We start from the raw sequence: 19,230 nt of genomic DNA, 5'->3' as shown, positions 1-19,230 counted from the left end.
GCATTTTTCTGTGATTGCATCAAAAGGCAGGTAAATGTCTGTTTACTCCGTTGCACACATCATTCACTTATTCTGTGCCATTACCTTCGTGGGCGGGGTGTTGTTTGAGTCGCTGGTTTTATCGGTACTACACACCAAAAAAGTCAGCCGTGAGGCTCGGCGCGAAGCCGAACGGGCACTTTCCGCTCGGGCGGTGAAAGTCATGCCCTGGGTAGTTGGGTTGCTGTTTCTTTCCGGCCTGGTGATGATGCACCGCTACCTGCAAATTCTCCACAATCCGTTTGCCAATTCTTTCTTTATCCAGCTCTCCATCAAGCTGCTGCTGGCTTTCAGCATCCTCTGCCACTTTCTGGCCGCCGTTACCCGTATGCGCCGCCACACCATGACCGTGGCCTTTTCCAAATACATCCATCGCGCCGTGCTGGTGCAGATGCTGCTGATTGTGTTTCTGGCTAAAGCGATGTTTTACATCGCGTGGTAACACAGGCTACCTGAAAGTATCAGCCACAATCTAAAATGAAAATAACGTTTCTGTACTGTTACGCCAAAACATAAGCCTCAGAGCAGTTTAAAGCCACAATCCAACCTTCTCCTTCGTTCCAATCCTACATTGTTGCGCGATTCTCACAACCCGCCCGTCACCCTGCGTATCGGGTGCAAACAGATTTGCCAAACCGCCGAATATGGTTTAGAATCGCGCCGTTTTTCAGTTATTTATACGAGATAAATGAGAAATGGCCCCGAGGCCATTTTTTTGTTTTTTCAACTATGGAATCATGGATATTCAAGCCGTTTTAGAAAAAACCCTGCCCGGCCTGGGCTACGAACTGGTGGATTTCGAGCTCACTGCACAAGGCGATTTGCGCGTGTTTATCGACAAGCCCGAAGGCATTACCGTGGAAGACTGCGCCACCGTCAGCAACCATTTGAGTCGCCTCTTCATGGTGGAAGATGTGGACTACAAACGGCTGGAAATTTCCAGCCCCGGACTCGACCGCCCACTAAAAAAAGCGGCTGACTTTATCCGTTTTTCAGGTAGCCTCGTCAAGCTGAAAACCCGTTTGCCGGTAGAGGGTCAGAAAAACTTCATCGGCCGCATCGAAAACTTTGAAAACGATGTACTGACTATCGCCTTCGATGGCAAAACTGCTGCCATCGAATTATCCAATATCGACCGGGCGCGCCTGAAGCCCGAATTCTAATTTGCCTATTTATCAATTAATGGAGAGTTCATTCCCATGAGCCGCGAAATGTTGCAACTGGCCGAAGCTCTGGCCAGCGAAAAAAACGTTGAATCTGAAGTGGTATTCGAAGCATTGGAGTTCGCCCTGTCGGTGGCCGCCAAGAAAAAGGCCGACCGTGAACACATGGACGTGCGCGTGAGCATCGACCGCAACACCGGTGAATATCATACCTTCCGCCGCTGGTTAATCGTAGCCGATGAAGACTACACCTACCCCGACACGCAAAAAACCATCGAGGAAATTCAAGAAGAATTCCCCGACTCCCCACTGCAAATCGGCGAGTATTACGAAGAAGAGCTGGAAAACGTGGCCTTCGGCCGCCAAGCCGCACAAACTGCCAAGCAAATCATTTTGCAGCGCATCCGTGATGCCGAGCGCGAGCAGATTCTGCAAGAATTCCTCGCCCGCCGCGAAGACGTGGTAATGGGTACAGTCAAACGTGTTGAGCGCCACGGCATCATCGTGGAAATCGGCCGTTTGGACGCACTGATTCCGCGCGACCAGTGCATCCCGCGCGAAAACTTCCGCAGCGGCGACCGCATCCGCGCCCTCTTCCTGCGCGTGGACGAACAAGGCAACAGCGGCCGCAAACAAGTTATCCTCAGCCGCACCTCACGCGAATTTTTGGTGAAACTGTTTGAACAAGAAGTGCCGGAAATCGAAGACGGCCTGCTAGAAATCAAAGAAGCTGCCCGCGACCCCGGCCAACGCGCCAAAATCGCCGTTAAATCTAATGATGCGCGTATCGATCCGCAAGGCACCTGCATCGGTGTGCGCGGTTCGCGTGTGAATGCCGTGTCCAACGAATTGGCCGGCGAACGGGTGGACGTGGTGCTGTGGTCGCCCGAAACTGCCCAGTTTGTGATTAATGCACTCTCCCCCGCCGAAGTCAGTCGTATTCTGATTGATGAAGACAACCATTCGGTAGACGTTATCGTGGCTGAAGACCAGCTCGCACCCGCCATCGGCCGTGGTGGCCAAAACGTGCGCCTCGCCGCCGACCTAACCGGCTGGCAGCTCAATATCATGACCGTACAGGAAGCCGAAGAGCGCCACGAAGCCGAAGATGCGCAAATCCGCAGCCTGTTCATGCAACACCTGAACGTGGACGAACAAACCGCCGACCTGTTGATTGAAGAAGGCTTCGCCGCTTTGGAAGAAGTGGCTTATGTGCCTGCTGCCGAACTGGTGGAAATCGGCTTCGATGAAGCCACCGTAGAAACCCTGCGCAACCGTGCCCGCGACGCTATCCTCACCCTGGCCATCATGTCGGAAGAAAAACTGGACGAAGTGGAAGAAGAGCTGAAAACCCTCAACGGCATCGACCAAGACATGCTGCGCGATTTGGCGCAAGCGGGCATCACCACCCGCGACAGCCTGGCCGAGCTTTCCACCGACGAATTGATCGAAATCACCGGCGTGAGCGAAGAAGAAGCCAAAACCGTTATTTTGGCCGCCCGCGAACATTGGTTTGCCAAAACACAGGAATAAGGAGGCCGGAAACTTATGAGTAATACCGTACAACAATTTGCCGCCGAACTGAAAAAATCCGTGCCCACGCTCTTGGAGCAGCTTAAAGCCGCCGGCGTGGAAAAAAGCAGTGGTGCTGACAGCATCAGCCCGGCAGACAAACAAGCCCTGCTGGCGCACCTGCGCAAACAGAACGACAGTGGCACTGTATCCATCAGCGTGAGCCGTACCCGTACCGAACGCAGCACTGTGGCCGGCGTACAGGTGGAAACCCGCCGCCGCCGCCGCGTGGCCGTGCCGCCGATTGAAGCAGTTGCCGAGAGCAAACCCGCTGCTGAAGTTGCCCCGGCACAACCAGCCGCACCTGTTGCCACAGAAGCACCTGCAGCCGACCCTGCCGTGGAAGAACCAAATGTTCAGGTAGCCTCAGAGGCTGTCGAAACAACAGTGGTTGAAACACCTACCGCAGAAACTACTGCTGCCAAAGCTGATGCTACACTGGCAGCTACTGAAGCAGCCACGCCGGATGACGCTCCGGCAGCCGAAGCCAAACCGAAACGCAGCCGCAAACCGAAAAAAGAAAAGGTCCCTGAGCCAACACCGCAACCGGTGGAAGTGGTTAGCGCCGCCGAAAAGGCCATGCGTGACGAAGAAGCCCGCCGTGCCGAAGCCCTGCGTGCCCACCAACAAGCCCTGTTGAAAGAAAAACAGGAGCGCCAGGCCCGCCGCGAAGCAGCCAAACTGCAAGCTCAGCAGGAAGCCAAACTGGCCAAAGAGCAGCAATCTGCCCCACGCAGTGCCGCACCGAGCGAAAAAACTCCCCTTTCCTCCGGCAATGCCGCTCCGGTCGGCAACCGCCCGAAAAAAGGCGATCGCCACCAGCAGCGCGACGACGATATGCCGCGCAGCCGTTCCGCCAAAGGCAAAGGCAAAGAACGCAGCAATCGTGGCGATGAGGAGCGCGTACGTGGTGGTAAAAAAGGTAAGAAACAGCTCAAGCTGGAGCCGAACCAACACGCCTTCCAAGCCCCGACCGAGCCGGTGGTGCATGAAGTGCTGGTGCCCGAAACCATCACCGTGGCCGATTTGGCACACAAAATGGCAGTTAAGGGTGTGGAAGTAGTGAAAGCCCTGATGAAGATGGGCATGATGGTGACCATCAACCAATCGCTCGATCAGGAAACTGCGTTGATTGTGGTGGAAGAAATGGGCCACATCGGCAAACCCGCCGCTGCGGACGACCCCGAAGCCTTCTTGGACGACACCGAAACCGCGGTTCAAGCCGAGGCTCTGCCGCGCCCGCCGGTGGTAACCGTGATGGGCCACGTGGACCACGGTAAAACCTCACTGCTCGACTACATCCGCCGTGCCAAAGTGGTGCAAGGTGAAGCCGGCGGCATTACCCAGCACATCGGTGCCTACCATGTGCAGACCCCGCGCGGTGTTATCACCTTCCTCGACACCCCCGGTCACGAAGCCTTTACCGCGATGCGCGCACGCGGCGCACAGGCCACCGATATCGTGATTCTGGTGGTGGCTGCCGACGACGGCGTGATGCCGCAAACCATCGAAGCCATCGCCCACGCCAAAGCGGCCGGTGTGCCGATGGTGGTGGCCGTGAACAAAATCGATAAGGAAGCCGCTAATCCCGAACGCATCCGCCAAGAGCTGACCGCACACGAAGTCATCCCCGATGCTTGGGGTGGTAATGTGCAGTTTGTCGATGTTTCCGCCAAACAAGGCATCAATATCGATGCACTTTTGGAAGCCGTGCTGCTGGAAGCCGAAGTGCTCGAACTGAAAGCGCCGGTAGACGCACCCGCCAAAGGCATCATCGTAGAAGCCCGCCTTGATAAAGGCCGCGGCGCGGTGGCCACCCTGCTGGTGCAGAGCGGCACGTTGAAAAAAGGCGATATGCTCTTGGCCGGTACAGCCTTCGGCAAAGTCCGCGCCATGGTGGACGAAAACGGCAGACAGGTACAGGAAGCCGGCCCCTCCATTCCGGTAGAAATCCTCGGCCTTTCCGACGTGCCCAATGCCGGCGAAGACGCCATGGTGTTGGCTGACGAGAAAAAAGCCCGCGAAATCGCCCTGTTCCGCCAAGGCAAATACCGCGACGTGCGGCTGGCCAAACAGCAAGCCGCCAAGCTGGAAAACCTATTTGCCAACGCCGGCGATGGTCAGGCGGCACAAAATCTGGCCGTTATCATCAAAGCCGACGTGCAGGGTTCGTACGAAGCGCTTTCAGGTAGCCTCAAAAAGCTGTCAAACGACGAGGTGAAAGTGGAAGTGCTGCACAGCGGCGTAGGTGGCATTACCGAAAGCGATGTCAACCTAGCCATCGCCTCCGGCGCCTTCATTATCGGCTTCAACGTGCGCGCCGACGGTTCCGCCCGCAAGCTGGCCGAAAACGAAGACATCGAAATCCGCTACTACAACATCATCTACGACGCCATCGACGATGTGAAAGCAGCCATGAGCGGCATGCTCGCCCCCGAGCAGAAAGAGCAGCAAACCGGCACAGTGGAAATCCGCCAGGTCATCAATATTTCCAAAGTGGGCAACATTGCCGGCTGTATGGTTACCGACGGCCTCATCAAACGCGACAGCCGCGTTCGCCTCATCCGCGACCATGTGGTGATCCACACCGGCGAGCTCGAATCGCTCAAACGCTTCAAAGACGATGTGAAAGAAGTGCGCATGGGCTTCGAATGCGGCTTGATGCTGAAGAACTACAACGATATCCAAGAAGGCGATATGCTGGAAGCCTTCGATATCGTGGAAGTAGCCCGTACCCTGTAAACAGGCATCAAGCGAAACAGGAGGCTGCCCGAATCCGTTTCAGGTAGCCTCTTGTTATATCTTAAGCACAACAGGCTGCATTGAGAGCATTGTGGCGCAGTAAAATGTTGGGCAAATCAGCAACTTTACCAAAGCTCCACATTTCGATGATGTTTTTATAGCCAACCAACTTAACTTTCGTTACGACGTTAGTTCATCTTGTATCGAAATCAATTTGGCTTGCTATAACAATTTGGCTATATATGTAAAGAAATAAATGCCTCAGCCTATACCCAGCCGGCGATGGTTGTCGTATCATATCGCCTGTTTACACCGTGTTTGCCCACCATACCAACCGCTGCCCTGATGAGTACGCGAAAATGAACGACAAACAAACCTACACTTTTGAAACGTTTACCCTAATCCGAGAAATACGCCAACGTGAAAACGATGAGCCGATCATCGTGGCCACCCTTGTCATGCCCGACAACTTCGTGCTTACCGGACGGCTGCCCATGCGCCCTGTTGATCGTGAAAACGACCTCAACGTTATTCGCTTTTTGGAAAAGTCCTTCGACCTGAAGCCCTATTTCAAAACATACACTTTTGAAGAACAGTTGGGCGAATTCGACCAACTGCGCATCCAACATCGTAAAAAACAATATGATTCGCTGATGGATGCCCTGCTCGATCGCACCAGCGAACTGAAATAACCCCTATATCGAGAAAGACCACATGGCCAAAACCCACCGCGGCTACGCCCGCCAAGACCGCGTGCGCGAACAAATTATGCGCGAGCTGGCCGAGCTCGTCCGTACCGGCCTTAAAGACCCGCGCGCCGGCTTCATCACCATCAACGAAGTCGAGCTTACCCGCGACTACAGCCACGCCACCGTGTATTACACCGTGCTCGACGATGCCACGCGTGAAATTACCGCCGAAGCGCTGGAACACGCCAAAGGCCACCTGCGCAGCGAGCTCTCCCGCCGCATCAAGCTGTTTAAAACGCCCGAGCTGCACTTCAAATACGACCAATCGCTCGAACGCGGCATGAGCATCTCCCAATTAATCGAGCAGGTTGCCGCCGAAGAGCCAGTACAAGATTAGGCTACCTGAAAAATATGCCCTGTTGATTGAACAGGGCTTTTCTTCATAAGCGCCACCGCAAAAACATTTTCAGGTAGCCTCACTCACACCACAACTCTAAACCATCCACACCATGAATCCCTACTTACAAAACGTCTTCTCCCAACTCAACAGCCTGATTCTCGGCAAAGAAGCCGTTCTCCAACACCTGATGGCCTGCATCCTGGCCGACGGCCACGTTTTGCTCGAAGACGTACCCGGCGTGGGCAAAACTACCCTCGCCCACGGATTAGCCGCCGTGCTCGGCCTCGGCTACCGCCGCGTCCAATTCACCAACGACATGCTGCCCGCCGACCTTCTCGGCATCAACGTCTTCCAACCTGCCGACGGCCAATTTAAATTCCATCCCGGCCCCATTTTCCACCACTTCCTGCTGGCCGACGAAATCAACCGTGCCTCGCCCAAAATGCAGTCTGCCCTTTTGGAAGCCATGGAAGAAAAACAGGTTTCCGTAGACGGAAAAACCTACCGCCTGCTCAAACCATTCTTCGTCATCGCCACCCAAAACCCCATCGAGCAGCTCGGCACCTTCCCCCTTCCCGAATCCCAACTCGACCGCTTCATGATGCGCCTCTCACTGGGCTACCCCTCCGCCGAAGCCGAACGCCGACTCTATGCCCAAGGCGACCGCCGCCAACTGCTGCCCGCGCTCAAAGCCGTGTGCAATGCCGAAATCCTGCTCCAATGGCAGGCGCAGGCCGCCCAAGTGAAATGCTCGCAGCAGGCCGCCGATTATGTTTATCGGCTGGTGCAATCCACCCGCCAGCCCGGCCTGTTCGTTACCGGCCTCAGCCCACGCGCCGGGCTTGCCGTGGTTAAAGCCGCCAAAGCCTGGGCCTTCCTCGCCGGTCGCGATTATGTGCTGCCGGAAGACATCAAAGCCGTATGGATAGCCGTGGCCGGACACCGCCTGCAAACCTTGCAGCCCCAATCCATCCCCCAGCTGCTGGAACAAATGCTGCTTCAGGTAGCCGTATCGTGAGCGCCAACCAATACAGCCCGCGCCTGCGCGACCTCCGCCTGCGCCCCACCCGGCTCGGCATCAGCCTGGCCGCCATGATTGCCCTGTTGTGGCTCGTCGGGCTCAATTATCAGGTAAACCTCGCCTATATCGTCGCCTTCTGGCTCGCCGGCTTCCTGTTTGTCGGCACCCTGCTCAATTGCCTCCAACTGTTCGGCCTGCGCCTCGACCTCACCCTGCCCGAAGAACTCTTCCAAGGGCAACCTGCCGATATCCAACTCTTCCCTGCCTCTTCCGTCAAAGCCCGCCACCGCCAGCTGTGGTTTGCCCCCGAAAGCCGCCGCAACACCGATCCCGAATACCGCGCCGCCCTATTCACCGCCAAGCAGCCCCAACCTTTCATCTGGCCCGTGCTGCCCGCACGGCGCGGCCGCCTCATCCTGCCCCCGCTGCGCTGCGCCAGCGTGTGGCCGTTTGCCGTGAGCAGCGTGGAATGCGTATGGCACTGGCCCGACAACGGCCTCGTCTATCCCGCCCCCCAACCGCACACCGCCCCGCCCGGCAGCACCCCAGCCGAAGAAGGCGAGCCGCGCCGCAAGCTCGGCGGCAACGAAGACCTCGCCTTCCTGCAAGACCACCAACCCGGCACTTCTCTGCAACACATCGCCTGGAAAAGCTACGCCAAAAGCGGCCGCCTGCTCGACAAACACTTCGAAGAACCCGCCTTCCACGCCGCCGACCACATCATCAGCTATGCCGACTACCCCGCCGGTACCAGCACCGACCGCCTCGCCGGCCTCCTGTGCTACCGCGTGCTCGAAGCCCACGGCCGCGGCCAGCGTTACACCTTAATCCTGCCCGGCCAAACCATCCCCCCGCAAAACGGCCAGCGCGAAAAATGCCTAGCCGCGCTAGCCGTGATGTGAGTAGTTATATGTATTAGGAAATACCGCATTGGAGCTGAACAACAGCAAGGCTTATCAGCTGACGGTATGGACTCCATGCGCACTCTTGTTTAGACAAGATTGATGAAAGGCTACCTGAGAAATCCATATCCTACTTTCAGGATTCTAGATGAGTGCCACACAAACCAGTACAACTGATTAAATTTATTTGATTATTTATTTTCAGCTATCTCACAGTAATACCGATAGAATATGTATGGAATAATAAATACCTATTATTCTCTTCTTGCTATGAATCAATAAACACTTCAATACTCTCAATTATTTGATCTTTAAAATTAGTTATATCAACTGCTTCTCTATAGTTAGTCTGTATACTTATTCCTTTTATAATTTCTCTGTCTTCCCATGATAAATTATTAACAAAACCTACTTCACATTGATCTAAATTACCATCAAAATTCTCTAGTTCGTTTATAGTAATTTTTTTGGCCAAGTAATGTAAGTCTGCATAAAATAATATATCATATTTATCTAAAACTAAAGATACTCTATCTCCTAATCCTAATGAATTTATATATTTACCTTTATATTTATTCTGCAGACAGATACTTGATAAGATAAAACTACCATCTTGTCGTTTTGAAAACCTTAAGACAACTGAATTATTCCAATATGCGTATATATCATCAACTATTTCACCATCCCACTCCCAAGGTTCTTCATTGTATATACACCATATATCTTTTGTTTTTATTATTAAATTTTCTCCCATATTTTCATCATAATCTTCATACGGAATACCCAATGAACAATTTCTTATACTCACATCATGTTCTTCAACATTAATATAGTCTACTTTTTTTATAAAAAAATCAAAATTTAATCCTAGATTGATATTGGCAGCACCAACATTAGGTTCTATTTCCGCATATAAATCTGGGATTAATTTATCACTAAGGTCAGTCATGTTCCCATCTCCATGCTTCATGTATTTATCTAAATAAATTTGATGATTTGTATCAGTAGATGGCAATAGACAAAAAAAGAACCGCTATAAAGCGGTTTGTGGTGCCCGAGACCGGAATCGAACCGGTACGCTCGTATTAAGGAGCGACGGATTTTAAGTCCGTTGTGTCTACCAATTCCACCACTCGGGCCGGGCTGTGGTTTGTCAGCCTGGATGATTGGAGGCGGGGGCGCGGATTTTAACCGGCCTATGCGAGGGTTGCACCCCACGCAGCATAAACACTCTGCCACCCCGCCGTGCTGATTGATGTATGGTTGATTTAAACCGATACCGCAACGGCTATTTGCTATCTGCGGCTTACATTCACTTTGGTATTTTGGAGGCGGGAGTCGGAATCGAACCGGCGTACACGGCTTTGCAGGCCGCTGCATAACCACTTTGCTATCCCGCCAAATTAGCTTTTGGCCGACTGTATCGGCCAAAAGCTAAAACTTGGAGCGGGAAACGAGTCTCGAACTCGCGACCTCAACCTTGGCAAGGTTGCGCTCTACCAACTGAGCTATTCCCGCTTGGGATTCGGATGATTGAAAACTTGGAGCGGGAAACGAGTCTCGAACTCGCGACCTCAACCTTGGCAAGGTTGCGCTCTACCAACTGAGCTATTCCCGCGTAGCACCCGAATCGATAAGTGGATAGTGGAGCGGGAAACGAGTCTCGAACTCGCGACCTCAACCTTGGCAAGGTTGCGCTCTACCAACTGAGCTATTCCCGCTTGGGATTCGGATGATTGAAAACTTGGAGCGGGAAACGAGTCTCGAACTCGCGACCTCAACCTTGGCAAGGTTGCGCTCTACCAACTGAGCTATTCCCGCTTGGGCGTTTTCCGGCTGCGCCGTACTTACGAAAGGGGCATATTATAGGCAGATTTAGCAAATAGTCAATATCCATTCTGGAAAACTTGGCTAAGGATTGTTATTTATGCTGATTTTTCTGCCACTCTTTGCCCCGTCGGCACGGCTGCGGCTATTCAAGCCACTCCTGCAGGGCGGAAACGGGAATGTCCCAGCACCACAAACCCTCCTGGCCATGCGGATTCAGGCCGCGCACAAACAGGTAACGCACATGGATGTATTCGGGCAGGGCGCGGCGTTGTTTCAGGTAGCGTGCGGTGGCCACGGCATAAATCAGCGCCTGCAGATAATAGTGGTGTTCGCCCACTGCCGCACTCATCGCGGCCTGGCTGTAATCGGCCAAATGATTGCCCAAGTGATTGGATTTATAGTCGATTACGCACACCCTGCCGTTCTCGTCTGCCGCAATCAGGTCGATGAAGCCGTTGAGGAAGCCGGTTACGGCGTGGAAATCCGGCTGCGGCAGGTGGGCGGCAGCGTTTTCAGGTAGCCCGATGTCAGGGCGGGCAAACCAACGGCGCAGGCGTTTCAAACCGAAATCGTGCAGGTGCAGCACGAAGCCCATTTCCGCCATGCGGCTACCGGCGGGGATGCCGGCCAACTGCGTATTCTCTGCCAACGGCGCACGGCGCACAGCTTCTACCATTTCCAACACCGCCGGCAGCCATTGCTCGGACTCAAAGCCGTGTCTATCTAGGATATCGGCATAGGATGCCGCTTGTTCGGCGGCGGGGTGGACAAAATCGGTTTGTTCCAAAATGCTGTGCAGGCAGATGCCGGGATTGGTGCCAGCTGGAAAAGCCAGCAGTGCGGTTTCAGCTTCGATTTGCCACAAATCATCCTGCCCGCTTGGCAGAACTGGGCTTGGGCCGTCGAAACGCAACTCGCTGCTTACACTTTTGCTTCGCAGAAACTCGCTGCGTTCGTTTTCAGGTAGCCTTTCGGTTTCGGCGGCGGGGTTTTCATCAGCCAGCAGGTTTTCAGATAGCAACTCTTCAGCGGCAAGGGTTTGGCGGCTCAGGCCGGTAAAGCTGGTATGGCGGATAAATTGCAGCGGCCGCTCGGGCAGCACAAGGGCGCGGTAACTGCCCTGCTGTTCGTCGCGGGCGCGGTAATTGGCTTCGGGCGGCTCGCCTTCCAGCCATTGCAACTGGCCGGGCGTGGCACTTTGGATGCATTGGAGCCAGGCCCGGCGCAGGGCTTCGGCCAGGGCTTGGCCTTTCAGGCCGCGCCAAGAGTCGCGGATGGTTTGGCAGTCGTCTCCGGCCGCTTCGGCCAGGAGGTAGGCGAAGGTGTTTTCCGGGGTGTTGCTGCAGGGGGCGGCGTAGAGCACGAGCTGCTCGCGGGCGCGGGTGAGGGCGACATACAAGAGGCGCAGGCGTTCGCCGAGGTCTTCGGCAAACAGCTGCCGCTCGTCTTCTTCACCCAGCTGGGCTTTGGCCAACAAAAGGTTACGGCCGTTGCTTTGGCTGATGATATTCCAGTCTTTCACCAAATCGCGGCTGGTATCCCACACGAAAGGACAAAACACCAGCGGGTATTCCAGCCCTTTGGCCGCGTGCATGGTAACGATTTTCACCAAGTCTTCATCGCTTTCCAGCCGCAGCTGGTATTCCGTGTTTTTTTTGTCTTTTCCAACGTTTTGCAACTGTGCTTCCAGCCATTGCGCCAATGCGGAAGGCGTAACGCATTCGTCGGCGGCCAGCGCCAGGATTTCGGCCAGCTGCCAGAAGTTGGTGAAACTGCGTTCGTTGCGGGTGTGCAGAAGGTGTTGTTCGAGGCCGCTTTGGCGGGCGAAACGGGTGAGCGCGGTGTAGATGCCGTGCTGCCGCCAGGCTTCGGCGGCGGTTTCGGCCAGGGCGATCCACTCGGCCAGGCGGTTTTCGTTGCCGTTCAATTCGGCCAGGTCTTGCGCGGTGTAGCCATAGAAAATGCCGCCGAGCACGAAGCGCAGGTATTCGGTTTGCTGCGGGGCCAGCCAGAACAGCAGCAGGGCGTGCAGGGCTTCGGCTTCGGGCGTGTCGAACACTGATTGCTGTTGCAGCAATACGCTGCGCACGCCCCGGCGTTTGAGCGCGCGCGCAACCAGGGCGGCTTCGCTGTGGGTGCGGACCAATACGGCCACCTGCCCCGGATGCAGTGGCACGTTTCCGCCGCCGTGTTTACCGCCGATGGAAAGGCTACCTGAAAGCGCCTGATTGAGCCGTGCGGCAATTTCGCGGGCGCAATAATCGGCACAGAGCTCGCGCAAGGCATCTTTATTCGGCAGCTTTCCTTCGCTTTCGCCCGCCGGGTTGATCCAGCGCACGGCCACGGCGGCTTCGGGCGAGGGGCTGAGCAGGCTCTCGGCGCGGGCGGCCTGCACGGCGGGGTAGGCAATCTGCGGTAGCACGAAGGGGCGGCTGCGGGCGGCAAACAGATGGCCGATGCCGTTGACCAGATTGCGGTGGCTGCGGTAGTTGGTGTGCAGGGTGTAGCTTTGTTCGGGGGCGGTTTCGGCTGCGGCGGCGAGGTAGGCGTGGATGTCGGCGCCGCGAAAGCCGTAGATGGCCTGCTTGGGGTCGCCCACCAAAAATACGGGCACGCCTTGGCGGATAAAGGCGGTGTGGAAAATGGCGTATTGCAGCGGGTCGGTATCTTGGAATTCGTCGATGAGCGCCACGCGCCATTTGGCCGCCAGGGCTTGGGCAAGCGCTTCGGCTTGCTCGGGATGATCGGAGTTGGACAGGGCGGCGTGCACGTCGAGCAGCAAATCGTCGTAGTCGCGGCGCGGGCTGCGGCGCTTGTCTTCAGCCAAACGGGTTTTCAGGTAGCCCAAACATTCGAGCTTGAGGCGGATAGCGGCTTCCTGCTCGGCTTCGCTGATTTCGGCCAGGCGGCGGCCCAGAACGGCCAAGGGCTGGAGGGCGGCGATGTCGGCTTCTTCAATATGCTGGTTTTTCTTGATTTTGCCGCGCAAGGCGTTGTCTTCAAAACACAGCAGTTTGTCCGGCTTGGAAAGCATGGGTTGTTCCAAACCTTCTTGTGCGGCTTGCCGGAGCTCGGCAAACAGGGTGTCGATAGAGGCGTTGAATGTGCCGCCGTGAAGCTGCGGCTTGATGCGGCGGTACACCGCTTCGATTTCCTCCACATCCCGTTGCAGCTTCTGCCAAGCGGCATTGTAGCCTTGCAATATTTGCGGCAGGCGGTTTTCAGGTAGCCTGTAATCCAGAAAAGCACGTTTGAGGCTACCTGAAAATTCAGCCAGCACGGAGGCGGGGGTGATGCCGAATTGGGCGGCAATGCGCGCGTTTTGCGGATGGTCGGCCACGTGTTCACGCCAGAAATCCTGCGCGGCCACCAGGCGGGCGTCAGTATCGGCAGGGCCGGTTTCCAGTTCGAAGGGCACGCCGCACAAAAAGGCGTAGTCGCCCAACACGCGCAGGCAGAAGCCGTGGATGGTGTAGATGGCGGCGGTGTCGAAGCCGGACAGGGCGGCCTGCAGCTGCAGGATGAGTTTGCCGCGCTCTTGTTTGGCCAAGGCTTCGGCCAGCAGGCTTTGCAGAAACTCATCGGCCGGCGTTTCCCCGCTCTGCAGGGCAGCCAAAACTTCGCCCAGCCGGGCGCGCAGGCGGTTTTTCAGCTCGGCGGTGGCGGCTTCGGTGAAGGTAACCACCAGTATGTTTTCCGGCGCCCAGCCTTCGAGCACCACCAGGAGGGTGAACAGCGCGGCGATACTGTAGGTTTTGCCCGTGCCTGCGGAAGCCTCGACAAGGTGGGTGCCCTGCGGCGGCAGCGGCAGTTGTGCAACGTGGAAATCCTGCATGGTGGAGTCCTTGGAGTTTCAGGTAGCCATGGATAATGAGCATTATTGTACGTCCTGTCCAGCAAGCTGTCTGCGGACGATAGCGGATCAAATTTGCTGCCGATGCGGGGCTGTAAACCGCTAACAAGACTCGAAAGCACATTAATACCAACATACGCCGTGGCAGGAATAAAGTTAATCCGCTAATTTAAAAATAAATATAGCTTGGCAGAGTAATTGCTTTCAGGTAGCCTATAGGTCTATTGCTTACCGGGCAACACTGCTCAAACAGGCAAAGGTCGTGCCGTGTTGCCCACGGCGGTTGGTTTTGGACAATTTTTGTCCAATTATTAATAATCATAAATAGTTTTCAAACCATTCAAGCCCATATTGCCATGTAATGGAATGCAATGGCTGATTGGCTGAAAACAAATAATCTTGCCACTACTTACAACCAACCAATTGCAGCTGAGCAGAAACCAATAATTAAAGGGAAAACATGATTCAGCATTACGACGTCGTTATCATCGGCGCCGGCCCCTCTGGGGCAGTGGCGGCTGCTTTATTGAACAAGCGGGGATTCAATGTTTGTGTGGTGGAAAAGCAGCATTTTCCGCGTTTCGTTATCGGCGAGAGCCTACTGCCGCATTGCATAGAGTTGCTGCATGAGGCCGGCTTCCTGCCTGCCGTGCAGGCCGGATTCGGCTTTCAATATAAAAACGGCTTCGCTTTCTCCTGGGGCGAACGCAACACCAGCTTCAAATTCACCGATAAATTCTCCTCCGGCCCATCCACCGCATTCAATGTAGAGCGTGCCCGTTTCGATAAAATCCTGATCGACGAAGCCATCAAGCAAGGCGTAACCGTACAGTTCGGCTCCACGGTGAAAGCCTTCGACAACCATGGCGATTTCGCCAAACTGGTGGTGCAGCAGGAAGGCGGCGATCCTTATGTGCTGGGCGCGCGCTTCGTGCTGGATGCCAGCGGCTACCACCGCGTGCTGCCGCGCATGCTCAGCTGGGACATTCCTTCCGACCTGCCTGTACGCCACGTGCACTTTACCCATATCGAAGACCACATCACCGATCAGTCCTTCGACCGCAATAAAAACCTAGTGTGCGTCCACCCCGAACACCGCGATATTTGGCTGTGGCTGATTCCTTTCTCCAACGGTCGCGCTTCAATCGGCGTGGTGGGGCTACCTGAAAAACTCGGGCAGGAAAGCTCTGCCGTTATCCTGAAAAAATTTGCACTAGAAGTGCCGTTCCTGCGCCGCATTTTGAAAAACGCACAATGGGATAACGACTTCCCCTTCATCTACCTGCCCGGCTATTCCGCCAGCGTGAAATCGCTCTACGGCCGCCACTTCGCCCTATTGGGCAATGCCGCCGAATTCCTCGATCCGGTATTCTCCTCCGGCGTTACCATCGCCACCCACTCGGCCAAGCTCGCCGCCGATTTGGTGGCTCGCCAACTGAACGGCCAGCAGGTGAACTGGCAAAACGAATTCGCCCGCCCGCTGATGTCTGGCGTAAACGTGTTCCGGCACTATGTGGAGGCTTGGTACTCCGGCACGCTGCAAGACATGATTTTCAGCGGCCAGCGCACGCCGGAAACCGATCGCATGCTCAGCGCCGTGTTTGCCGGCTATGTGTGGGATCAAAACAACCCCTATGTACACGATGCGCAACTCTTCACCTCGCAGATTTGGGAGCCCGCGCCCAAACACGACACTGCCGAAGCCGGTTAGCCGCCGTTTTGCGCTATAATTCGTTTTACTGCCGCTTCTGTGGAAGCCGATGTTTAGCTTACTGTGGAAGCAAATGTTTTAGCTTCGCAGAAACTTCGTTTTCAGGTAGCCTGCTTAAGGGGCTACCTGAAAATCGTTTAAAGCATCTCCGAATAACTTAAAGGCTACCTGAAAACAAACCGCTTCTATTCCGATTACCCCCTTATCCCATTTGAATCACGCCATGAAATCTCCCGAACTCCTTCTCCCAGCCGGCGGCCCCGAGCGCATGCGTACCGCCTTCGATTACGGCGCCGATGCCGTGTATGCCGGCAGCCCGCGCTATTCCCTGCGTGCCCGCAACAACGAATTCGCCAAGCTCGACATATTGCAGGCCGGCATTACCGAAGCCCACGCACGCGGCAAAAAGTTCTACCTCACCGTCAACACCCTGCCGCACAACAGCAAGCTCAAAACCTTTGTGGCCGATATGGAGCCGCTGGTTGCCATGAAGCCCGACGCGCTGATTATGGCCGACCCCGGCTTGATTATGGTTACCCGCGAACGCTGGCCCGATATGCCCGTCCACCTCTCCGTGCAGGCCAACACCACCAACTACTGGGGCGTGAAATTCTGGCAGCGCATCGGCGTGGAACGCATTATCTTGTCGCGCGAATTGAGCATGGAAGAAATCGCCGAAATCCGCCAAGAATGCCCCGACGTCGAGCTCGAAGTATTCGTACACGGCGCACTCTGCATCGCCTACTCCGGACGCTGCCTGCTATCCGGCTACTTTAACCACCGCGACCCCAACCAAGGCACCTGCACCAACTCCTGCCGCTGGGACTATAAAGTCCACCCCGCCGAAATCGACGAAATGGGCGACGCCCGCCTGCTGCAAGGCTTTGATTTCAACAAAGCCCAAGAAGAAGCCAACGCCGCCTTCGAAGGCATCAACGGTCAAGTGCGCCACCCCGCCGCCAATAAAATCTTCCTCATCGAAGAGAGCAACCGCCCCGGCGAAATGATGCCGATTATGGAAGACGAACACGGCACCTACATCATGAATTCCAAAGACTTGCGCGCCGTAGAACAAGTGGCTGAGCTAGCCCGTATCGGCGTAGACAGCCTCAAAGTGGAAGGCCGCACCAAATCCGTGTATTACGTCGCCCGCGTGGCCCAGGCCTACCGCAAAGCAATCGACGACGCCGTAGCCGGCCGCCCCTTCGACTACAGCCTGCTGGCCGAACTCGAAGGCCTCGCCAACCGCGGCTACACCTCCGGCTTCCTCGAGCGCCACCAAACGCAAGACTACCAAAACTACCTCACCGGCCATTCCGTGGCCAAACAGAGCCAATACGTCGGCCACGTTACCGAAATCGACGCCGAAGGCTGGGCCACCGTGGAAGTGAAAAACCGCTTCGCCGTGGGCGACACGCTGGAAATCATCCACCCGCAAGGCAACCAAACCATCGTGCTGCAAGCCATGAAACGCAGGGGCGAAGCAGCGGAAGTTGCTCCCGGCAACGGCATTCAAGTGCAGATTCCGAATATGGTAGACAAGGATAAAGCGCTGATTGCAAGAATATTGAATCCTTAACCCGTCTGCCGAATTAGGGTTTAAAGACTACCTGAAAACTGTTGCCAATCATTTCAGGTAGCCTATATTTCGGAAACGCTCAGCACTGGCATAAGGCTCAATCATGAAAAAACTGCTTGATTATCACGGTGATTTAAAGCGTGGAATGGTTCTTCGCCTGCCTGGCGCATATCCGCATGAGGAATATGTTGATTTGATGTTGGTGGAGCTGCCGGGGGGCGACAGAAGGTTTGGTTTGCTGGTTACCACCGGCCATAAGGCAGGTTTGGTTTTGGTAAAACTGCCGCAAGAAGCCGAGCTGGCTGGCGCGTCAGGTATCAGCCGGGAATGGGTGGTGGATAATTGGAATCGATGGATATATGAAACTTGCCGTGCCGAAGAGGTTTATCTGATAGAAAATTATTCCGTTCCCCAGCCGCTAAAGGCTACCTGAAAACCTTACTTTACTTGTCATCTACGCTATGCTCAAACATCACCCCCATGCCCCGATCCTGCTGGCCTATCTGCGCGTGTTTGCCATGTCGGTGGCCGCTTTTGTGGTGTGCACCACTGAATTCATCCCCATCGCCATGCTTACCGACATCGGTAAGGGCTTTAATATGTCTGCCGCCGATACGGGCATCATGATTACCGTGTATGCCTGGGTGGTGTCGCTAGCTTCGCTGCCGCTGATGCTGCTGGTGGCCAATGCGGAGCGGCGCAGGCTGCTGCTTGCGTTGTTTGTTGTGTTTGTGGCCGGGCACGGACTGTCTGCCGTGGCTTGGAGCTTTCCCGTGCTCCTGGCTTCGCGTGTGCTGATTGCCTTTACCCATGCGCTGTTTTGGGCCATTACCGCCTCGCTGGTGATGCGATTGGCGCCGGCGGGCAGGCGGCAGCAGGCTTTGGGCTGGATGTCGCTGGGCACTTCCATGGCCACGGTATTAGGCTTGCCACTGGGGCGGCTGGTGGGGCAGTGGCTGGGCTGGCGGTTTACCTTCGCGCTGATCGGCATACTGGCCTTGGGCGTGATGGTGCTGCTGGCCAAAATACTGCCGCGCCTGGAAAGCAAAAACGCAGGTTCACTCAAAAGCTTGCCGCTGTTGGCCAAACGCCCGCGCCTATTGGGGATGTATGCGATGGCGGTGCTGATTGTGAGCGCGCATTTCACGGCCTATAGCTACATCGAGCCTTATGTGCTGGAAATCACCCATATGCCGCCGGATACGGCCACGGCGCTGCTGCTGGTGTTCGGCTTGTCGGGCATGGCGGCCAGCTGGCTGTATTCACGCTTCTACCCGAAACACCCCAACCCTACCCTGCTCAGCGCCGCCACTTTGCTGCTGGTGTCATTACTGCTGTTTAAGCCTTTAGGCGACAGTACGGCGGCGATGTTTGCGCTCTCGCTGGTCTGGGGCATCGGCATCGGTGTGCTGGGGTTGAGCATGGTTGCCCACGTGATCCGCTATGCACCGGATGCCACCGATGTGGCCAATGCGATTTACTCGGGCAGCTACAACATCGGCATCGGCGGCGGCGCGCTCTTGGGCGGCATCATCTCGCGCCACTGGGGGCTGGGCGCACTAGGCTGGGTAGGCGCCGCCCTCGCCGTTGCCGCGCTGGCAGTATTCGCGTGGACGCAGCTTGGCTTTAAAACAAAGCCGGCTTGAGATTGAGTGGCCGAGTCGATAAAAAGACTGGCTAACAACCACCAACTCAACTACTGCCTGCCATACAAAAGGCTACCTGAAAA

General features: G+C 55.5%; 14 protein-coding genes and 7 tRNA genes. 12 read left to right on the top strand and 9 right to left on the bottom strand.

All coding sequences use genetic code 11. The annotated features are described in order from the left end of the window. Positions 1-34: 34 nt before the first annotated feature. From HMPREF2796_RS07000 to HMPREF2796_RS06965, 8 genes are all read left to right on the top strand, one after another. Positions 35-481, top strand: a complete 447-nt coding sequence (locus tag HMPREF2796_RS07000; RefSeq protein ID WP_003821861.1) for a CopD family copper resistance protein — start codon at positions 35-37, stop codon at positions 479-481. Positions 482-776: 295 nt separating this feature from the next. After that, entirely contained in the window at positions 777-1,202 is a 426-nt protein-coding gene (gene rimP / locus HMPREF2796_RS06995) for a ribosome maturation factor RimP (protein ID WP_049258550.1), read from the top strand. 36 nt (positions 1,203-1,238) lie between these two features. Next, positions 1,239-2,735, top strand: coding sequence for a transcription termination factor NusA (gene nusA / locus HMPREF2796_RS06990; RefSeq protein WP_070632309.1), 1,497 nt, complete (start codon positions 1,239-1,241; stop codon positions 2,733-2,735). A 15-nt stretch (positions 2,736-2,750) separates the two neighbouring features. Beyond that, the gene (gene infB / locus HMPREF2796_RS06985) at positions 2,751-5,516 is read left to right on the top strand and encodes a translation initiation factor IF-2 (RefSeq protein ID WP_070632306.1); all 2,766 of its coding nucleotides are present in this window, start codon (positions 2,751-2,753) and stop codon (positions 5,514-5,516) included. A gap of 359 nt (positions 5,517-5,875) precedes the next feature. After that, positions 5,876-6,208: a hypothetical protein gene (locus HMPREF2796_RS06980; protein WP_003821867.1), complete on the top strand. Its 333-nt coding sequence runs from the start codon at positions 5,876-5,878 to the stop codon at positions 6,206-6,208. A gap of 22 nt (positions 6,209-6,230) precedes the next feature. Beyond that, a complete protein-coding gene (rbfA, locus tag HMPREF2796_RS06975) occupies positions 6,231-6,602 on the top strand; it encodes a 30S ribosome-binding factor RbfA (protein WP_003821868.1) in 372 nt (123 codons plus the stop codon). Positions 6,603-6,714: 112 nt separating this feature from the next. Beyond that, positions 6,715-7,623 (top strand): AAA family ATPase, encoded by a 909-nt coding sequence (locus HMPREF2796_RS06970; RefSeq protein WP_070632303.1) that lies wholly within the window; start codon positions 6,715-6,717, stop codon positions 7,621-7,623. After that, on the top strand, positions 7,620-8,528 hold the full coding sequence (locus HMPREF2796_RS06965) for a DUF58 domain-containing protein (RefSeq protein ID WP_070632301.1): 909 nt from the start codon (positions 7,620-7,622) through the stop codon (positions 8,526-8,528). The genes HMPREF2796_RS06970 and HMPREF2796_RS06965 overlap by 4 nt, the downstream gene beginning before the upstream one ends. 268 nt (positions 8,529-8,796) lie before the next feature. Here the strand turns inward: HMPREF2796_RS06965 and HMPREF2796_RS06960 are convergent, their stop codons facing one another. The 9 genes from HMPREF2796_RS06960 to recB all read right to left on the bottom strand — a co-directional run bounded on the left by HMPREF2796_RS06960 (position 8,797) and on the right by recB (position 14,193). Continuing rightward, on the bottom strand, positions 8,797-9,477 hold the full coding sequence (locus HMPREF2796_RS06960) for a hypothetical protein (protein ID WP_141749183.1): 681 nt from the start codon (positions 9,475-9,477) through the stop codon (positions 8,797-8,799). Between the two features lie 99 nt (positions 9,478-9,576). Continuing rightward, positions 9,577-9,667: transfer RNA gene (locus HMPREF2796_RS06955), tRNA-Leu, on the bottom strand. A 28-nt stretch (positions 9,668-9,695) separates the two neighbouring features. Then, positions 9,696-9,773, bottom strand: a tRNA-Cys gene (locus HMPREF2796_RS11390). A gap of 81 nt (positions 9,774-9,854) precedes the next feature. Then, positions 9,855-9,928, bottom strand: a tRNA-Cys gene (locus tag HMPREF2796_RS06950). A gap of 42 nt (positions 9,929-9,970) precedes the next feature. Next, positions 9,971-10,046: transfer RNA gene (locus HMPREF2796_RS06945), tRNA-Gly, on the bottom strand. A 24-nt stretch (positions 10,047-10,070) separates the two neighbouring features. Continuing rightward, positions 10,071-10,146, bottom strand: a tRNA-Gly gene (locus HMPREF2796_RS06940). A 27-nt stretch (positions 10,147-10,173) separates the two neighbouring features. After that, positions 10,174-10,249, bottom strand: a tRNA-Gly gene (locus HMPREF2796_RS06935). A 24-nt stretch (positions 10,250-10,273) separates the two neighbouring features. Further along, positions 10,274-10,349, bottom strand: a tRNA-Gly gene (locus HMPREF2796_RS06930). 151 nt (positions 10,350-10,500) lie between these two features. Further along, a complete protein-coding gene (gene recB, locus HMPREF2796_RS06925; protein WP_070632294.1) occupies positions 10,501-14,193 on the bottom strand; it encodes an exodeoxyribonuclease V subunit beta in 3,693 nt (1,230 codons plus the stop codon). Positions 14,194-14,671: 478 nt separating this feature from the next. Between recB and HMPREF2796_RS06920 the strand changes: the two genes are divergently transcribed. The 4 genes from HMPREF2796_RS06920 to HMPREF2796_RS06905 all read left to right on the top strand — a co-directional run bounded on the left by HMPREF2796_RS06920 (position 14,672) and on the right by HMPREF2796_RS06905 (position 19,147). After that, positions 14,672-15,922: an NAD(P)/FAD-dependent oxidoreductase gene (locus HMPREF2796_RS06920; RefSeq protein WP_003821904.1), complete on the top strand. Its 1,251-nt coding sequence runs from the start codon at positions 14,672-14,674 to the stop codon at positions 15,920-15,922. A gap of 223 nt (positions 15,923-16,145) precedes the next feature. Continuing rightward, positions 16,146-17,501: a prephenate-dependent tRNA uridine(34) hydroxylase TrhP gene (gene yegQ / locus HMPREF2796_RS06915; RefSeq protein WP_070632291.1), complete on the top strand. Its 1,356-nt coding sequence runs from the start codon at positions 16,146-16,148 to the stop codon at positions 17,499-17,501. A gap of 103 nt (positions 17,502-17,604) precedes the next feature. Beyond that, the gene (gene imm45 / locus HMPREF2796_RS06910; protein WP_070632288.1) at positions 17,605-17,934 is read left to right on the top strand and encodes an Imm45 family immunity protein; all 330 of its coding nucleotides are present in this window, start codon (positions 17,605-17,607) and stop codon (positions 17,932-17,934) included. Between the two features lie 28 nt (positions 17,935-17,962). Continuing rightward, positions 17,963-19,147 (top strand): sugar transporter, encoded by a 1,185-nt coding sequence (locus HMPREF2796_RS06905; protein ID WP_070632286.1) that lies wholly within the window; start codon positions 17,963-17,965, stop codon positions 19,145-19,147. Positions 19,148-19,230: the final 83 nt, after the last annotated feature.

The sequence above is a fragment of the Eikenella sp. HMSC071B05 genome, from assembly GCF_001811325.1.
Classification (GTDB): Bacteria; Pseudomonadota; Gammaproteobacteria; order Burkholderiales; family Neisseriaceae; genus Eikenella; species Eikenella corrodens.
This window is presented reverse-complemented; position numbering and strand designations above follow the sequence as displayed.

Bases quoted from the DNA above. Each gene is read 5' to 3' on its own strand.
- rimP (WP_049258550.1), top strand. From the start codon at position 777: ATGGATATTCAAGCCGTTTTAGAAAAAACCCTGCCCGGCCTGGGCTAC.
- rbfA (WP_003821868.1), top strand. From the start codon at position 6,231: ATGGCCAAAACCCACCGCGGCTACGCCCGCCAAGACCGCGTGCGCGAA.
- yegQ (WP_070632291.1), top strand. From the start codon at position 16,146: ATGAAATCTCCCGAACTCCTTCTCCCAGCCGGCGGCCCCGAGCGCATG.
- HMPREF2796_RS06960 (WP_141749183.1), bottom strand. From the start codon at position 9,477: ATGACTGACCTTAGTGATAAATTAATCCCAGATTTATATGCGGAAATA.
- infB (WP_070632306.1), top strand. From the start codon at position 2,751: ATGAGTAATACCGTACAACAATTTGCCGCCGAACTGAAAAAATCCGTG.
- recB (WP_070632294.1), bottom strand. From the start codon at position 14,193: ATGCAGGATTTCCACGTTGCACAACTGCCGCTGCCGCCGCAGGGCACC.
- HMPREF2796_RS06980 (WP_003821867.1), top strand. From the start codon at position 5,876: ATGAACGACAAACAAACCTACACTTTTGAAACGTTTACCCTAATCCGA.
- HMPREF2796_RS07000 (WP_003821861.1), top strand. From the start codon at position 35: ATGTCTGTTTACTCCGTTGCACACATCATTCACTTATTCTGTGCCATT.
- HMPREF2796_RS06920 (WP_003821904.1), top strand. From the start codon at position 14,672: ATGATTCAGCATTACGACGTCGTTATCATCGGCGCCGGCCCCTCTGGG.
- HMPREF2796_RS06905 (WP_070632286.1), top strand. From the start codon at position 17,963: ATGCTCAAACATCACCCCCATGCCCCGATCCTGCTGGCCTATCTGCGC.
- imm45 (WP_070632288.1), top strand. From the start codon at position 17,605: ATGAAAAAACTGCTTGATTATCACGGTGATTTAAAGCGTGGAATGGTT.
- HMPREF2796_RS06970 (WP_070632303.1), top strand. From the start codon at position 6,715: ATGAATCCCTACTTACAAAACGTCTTCTCCCAACTCAACAGCCTGATT.
- nusA (WP_070632309.1), top strand. From the start codon at position 1,239: ATGAGCCGCGAAATGTTGCAACTGGCCGAAGCTCTGGCCAGCGAAAAA.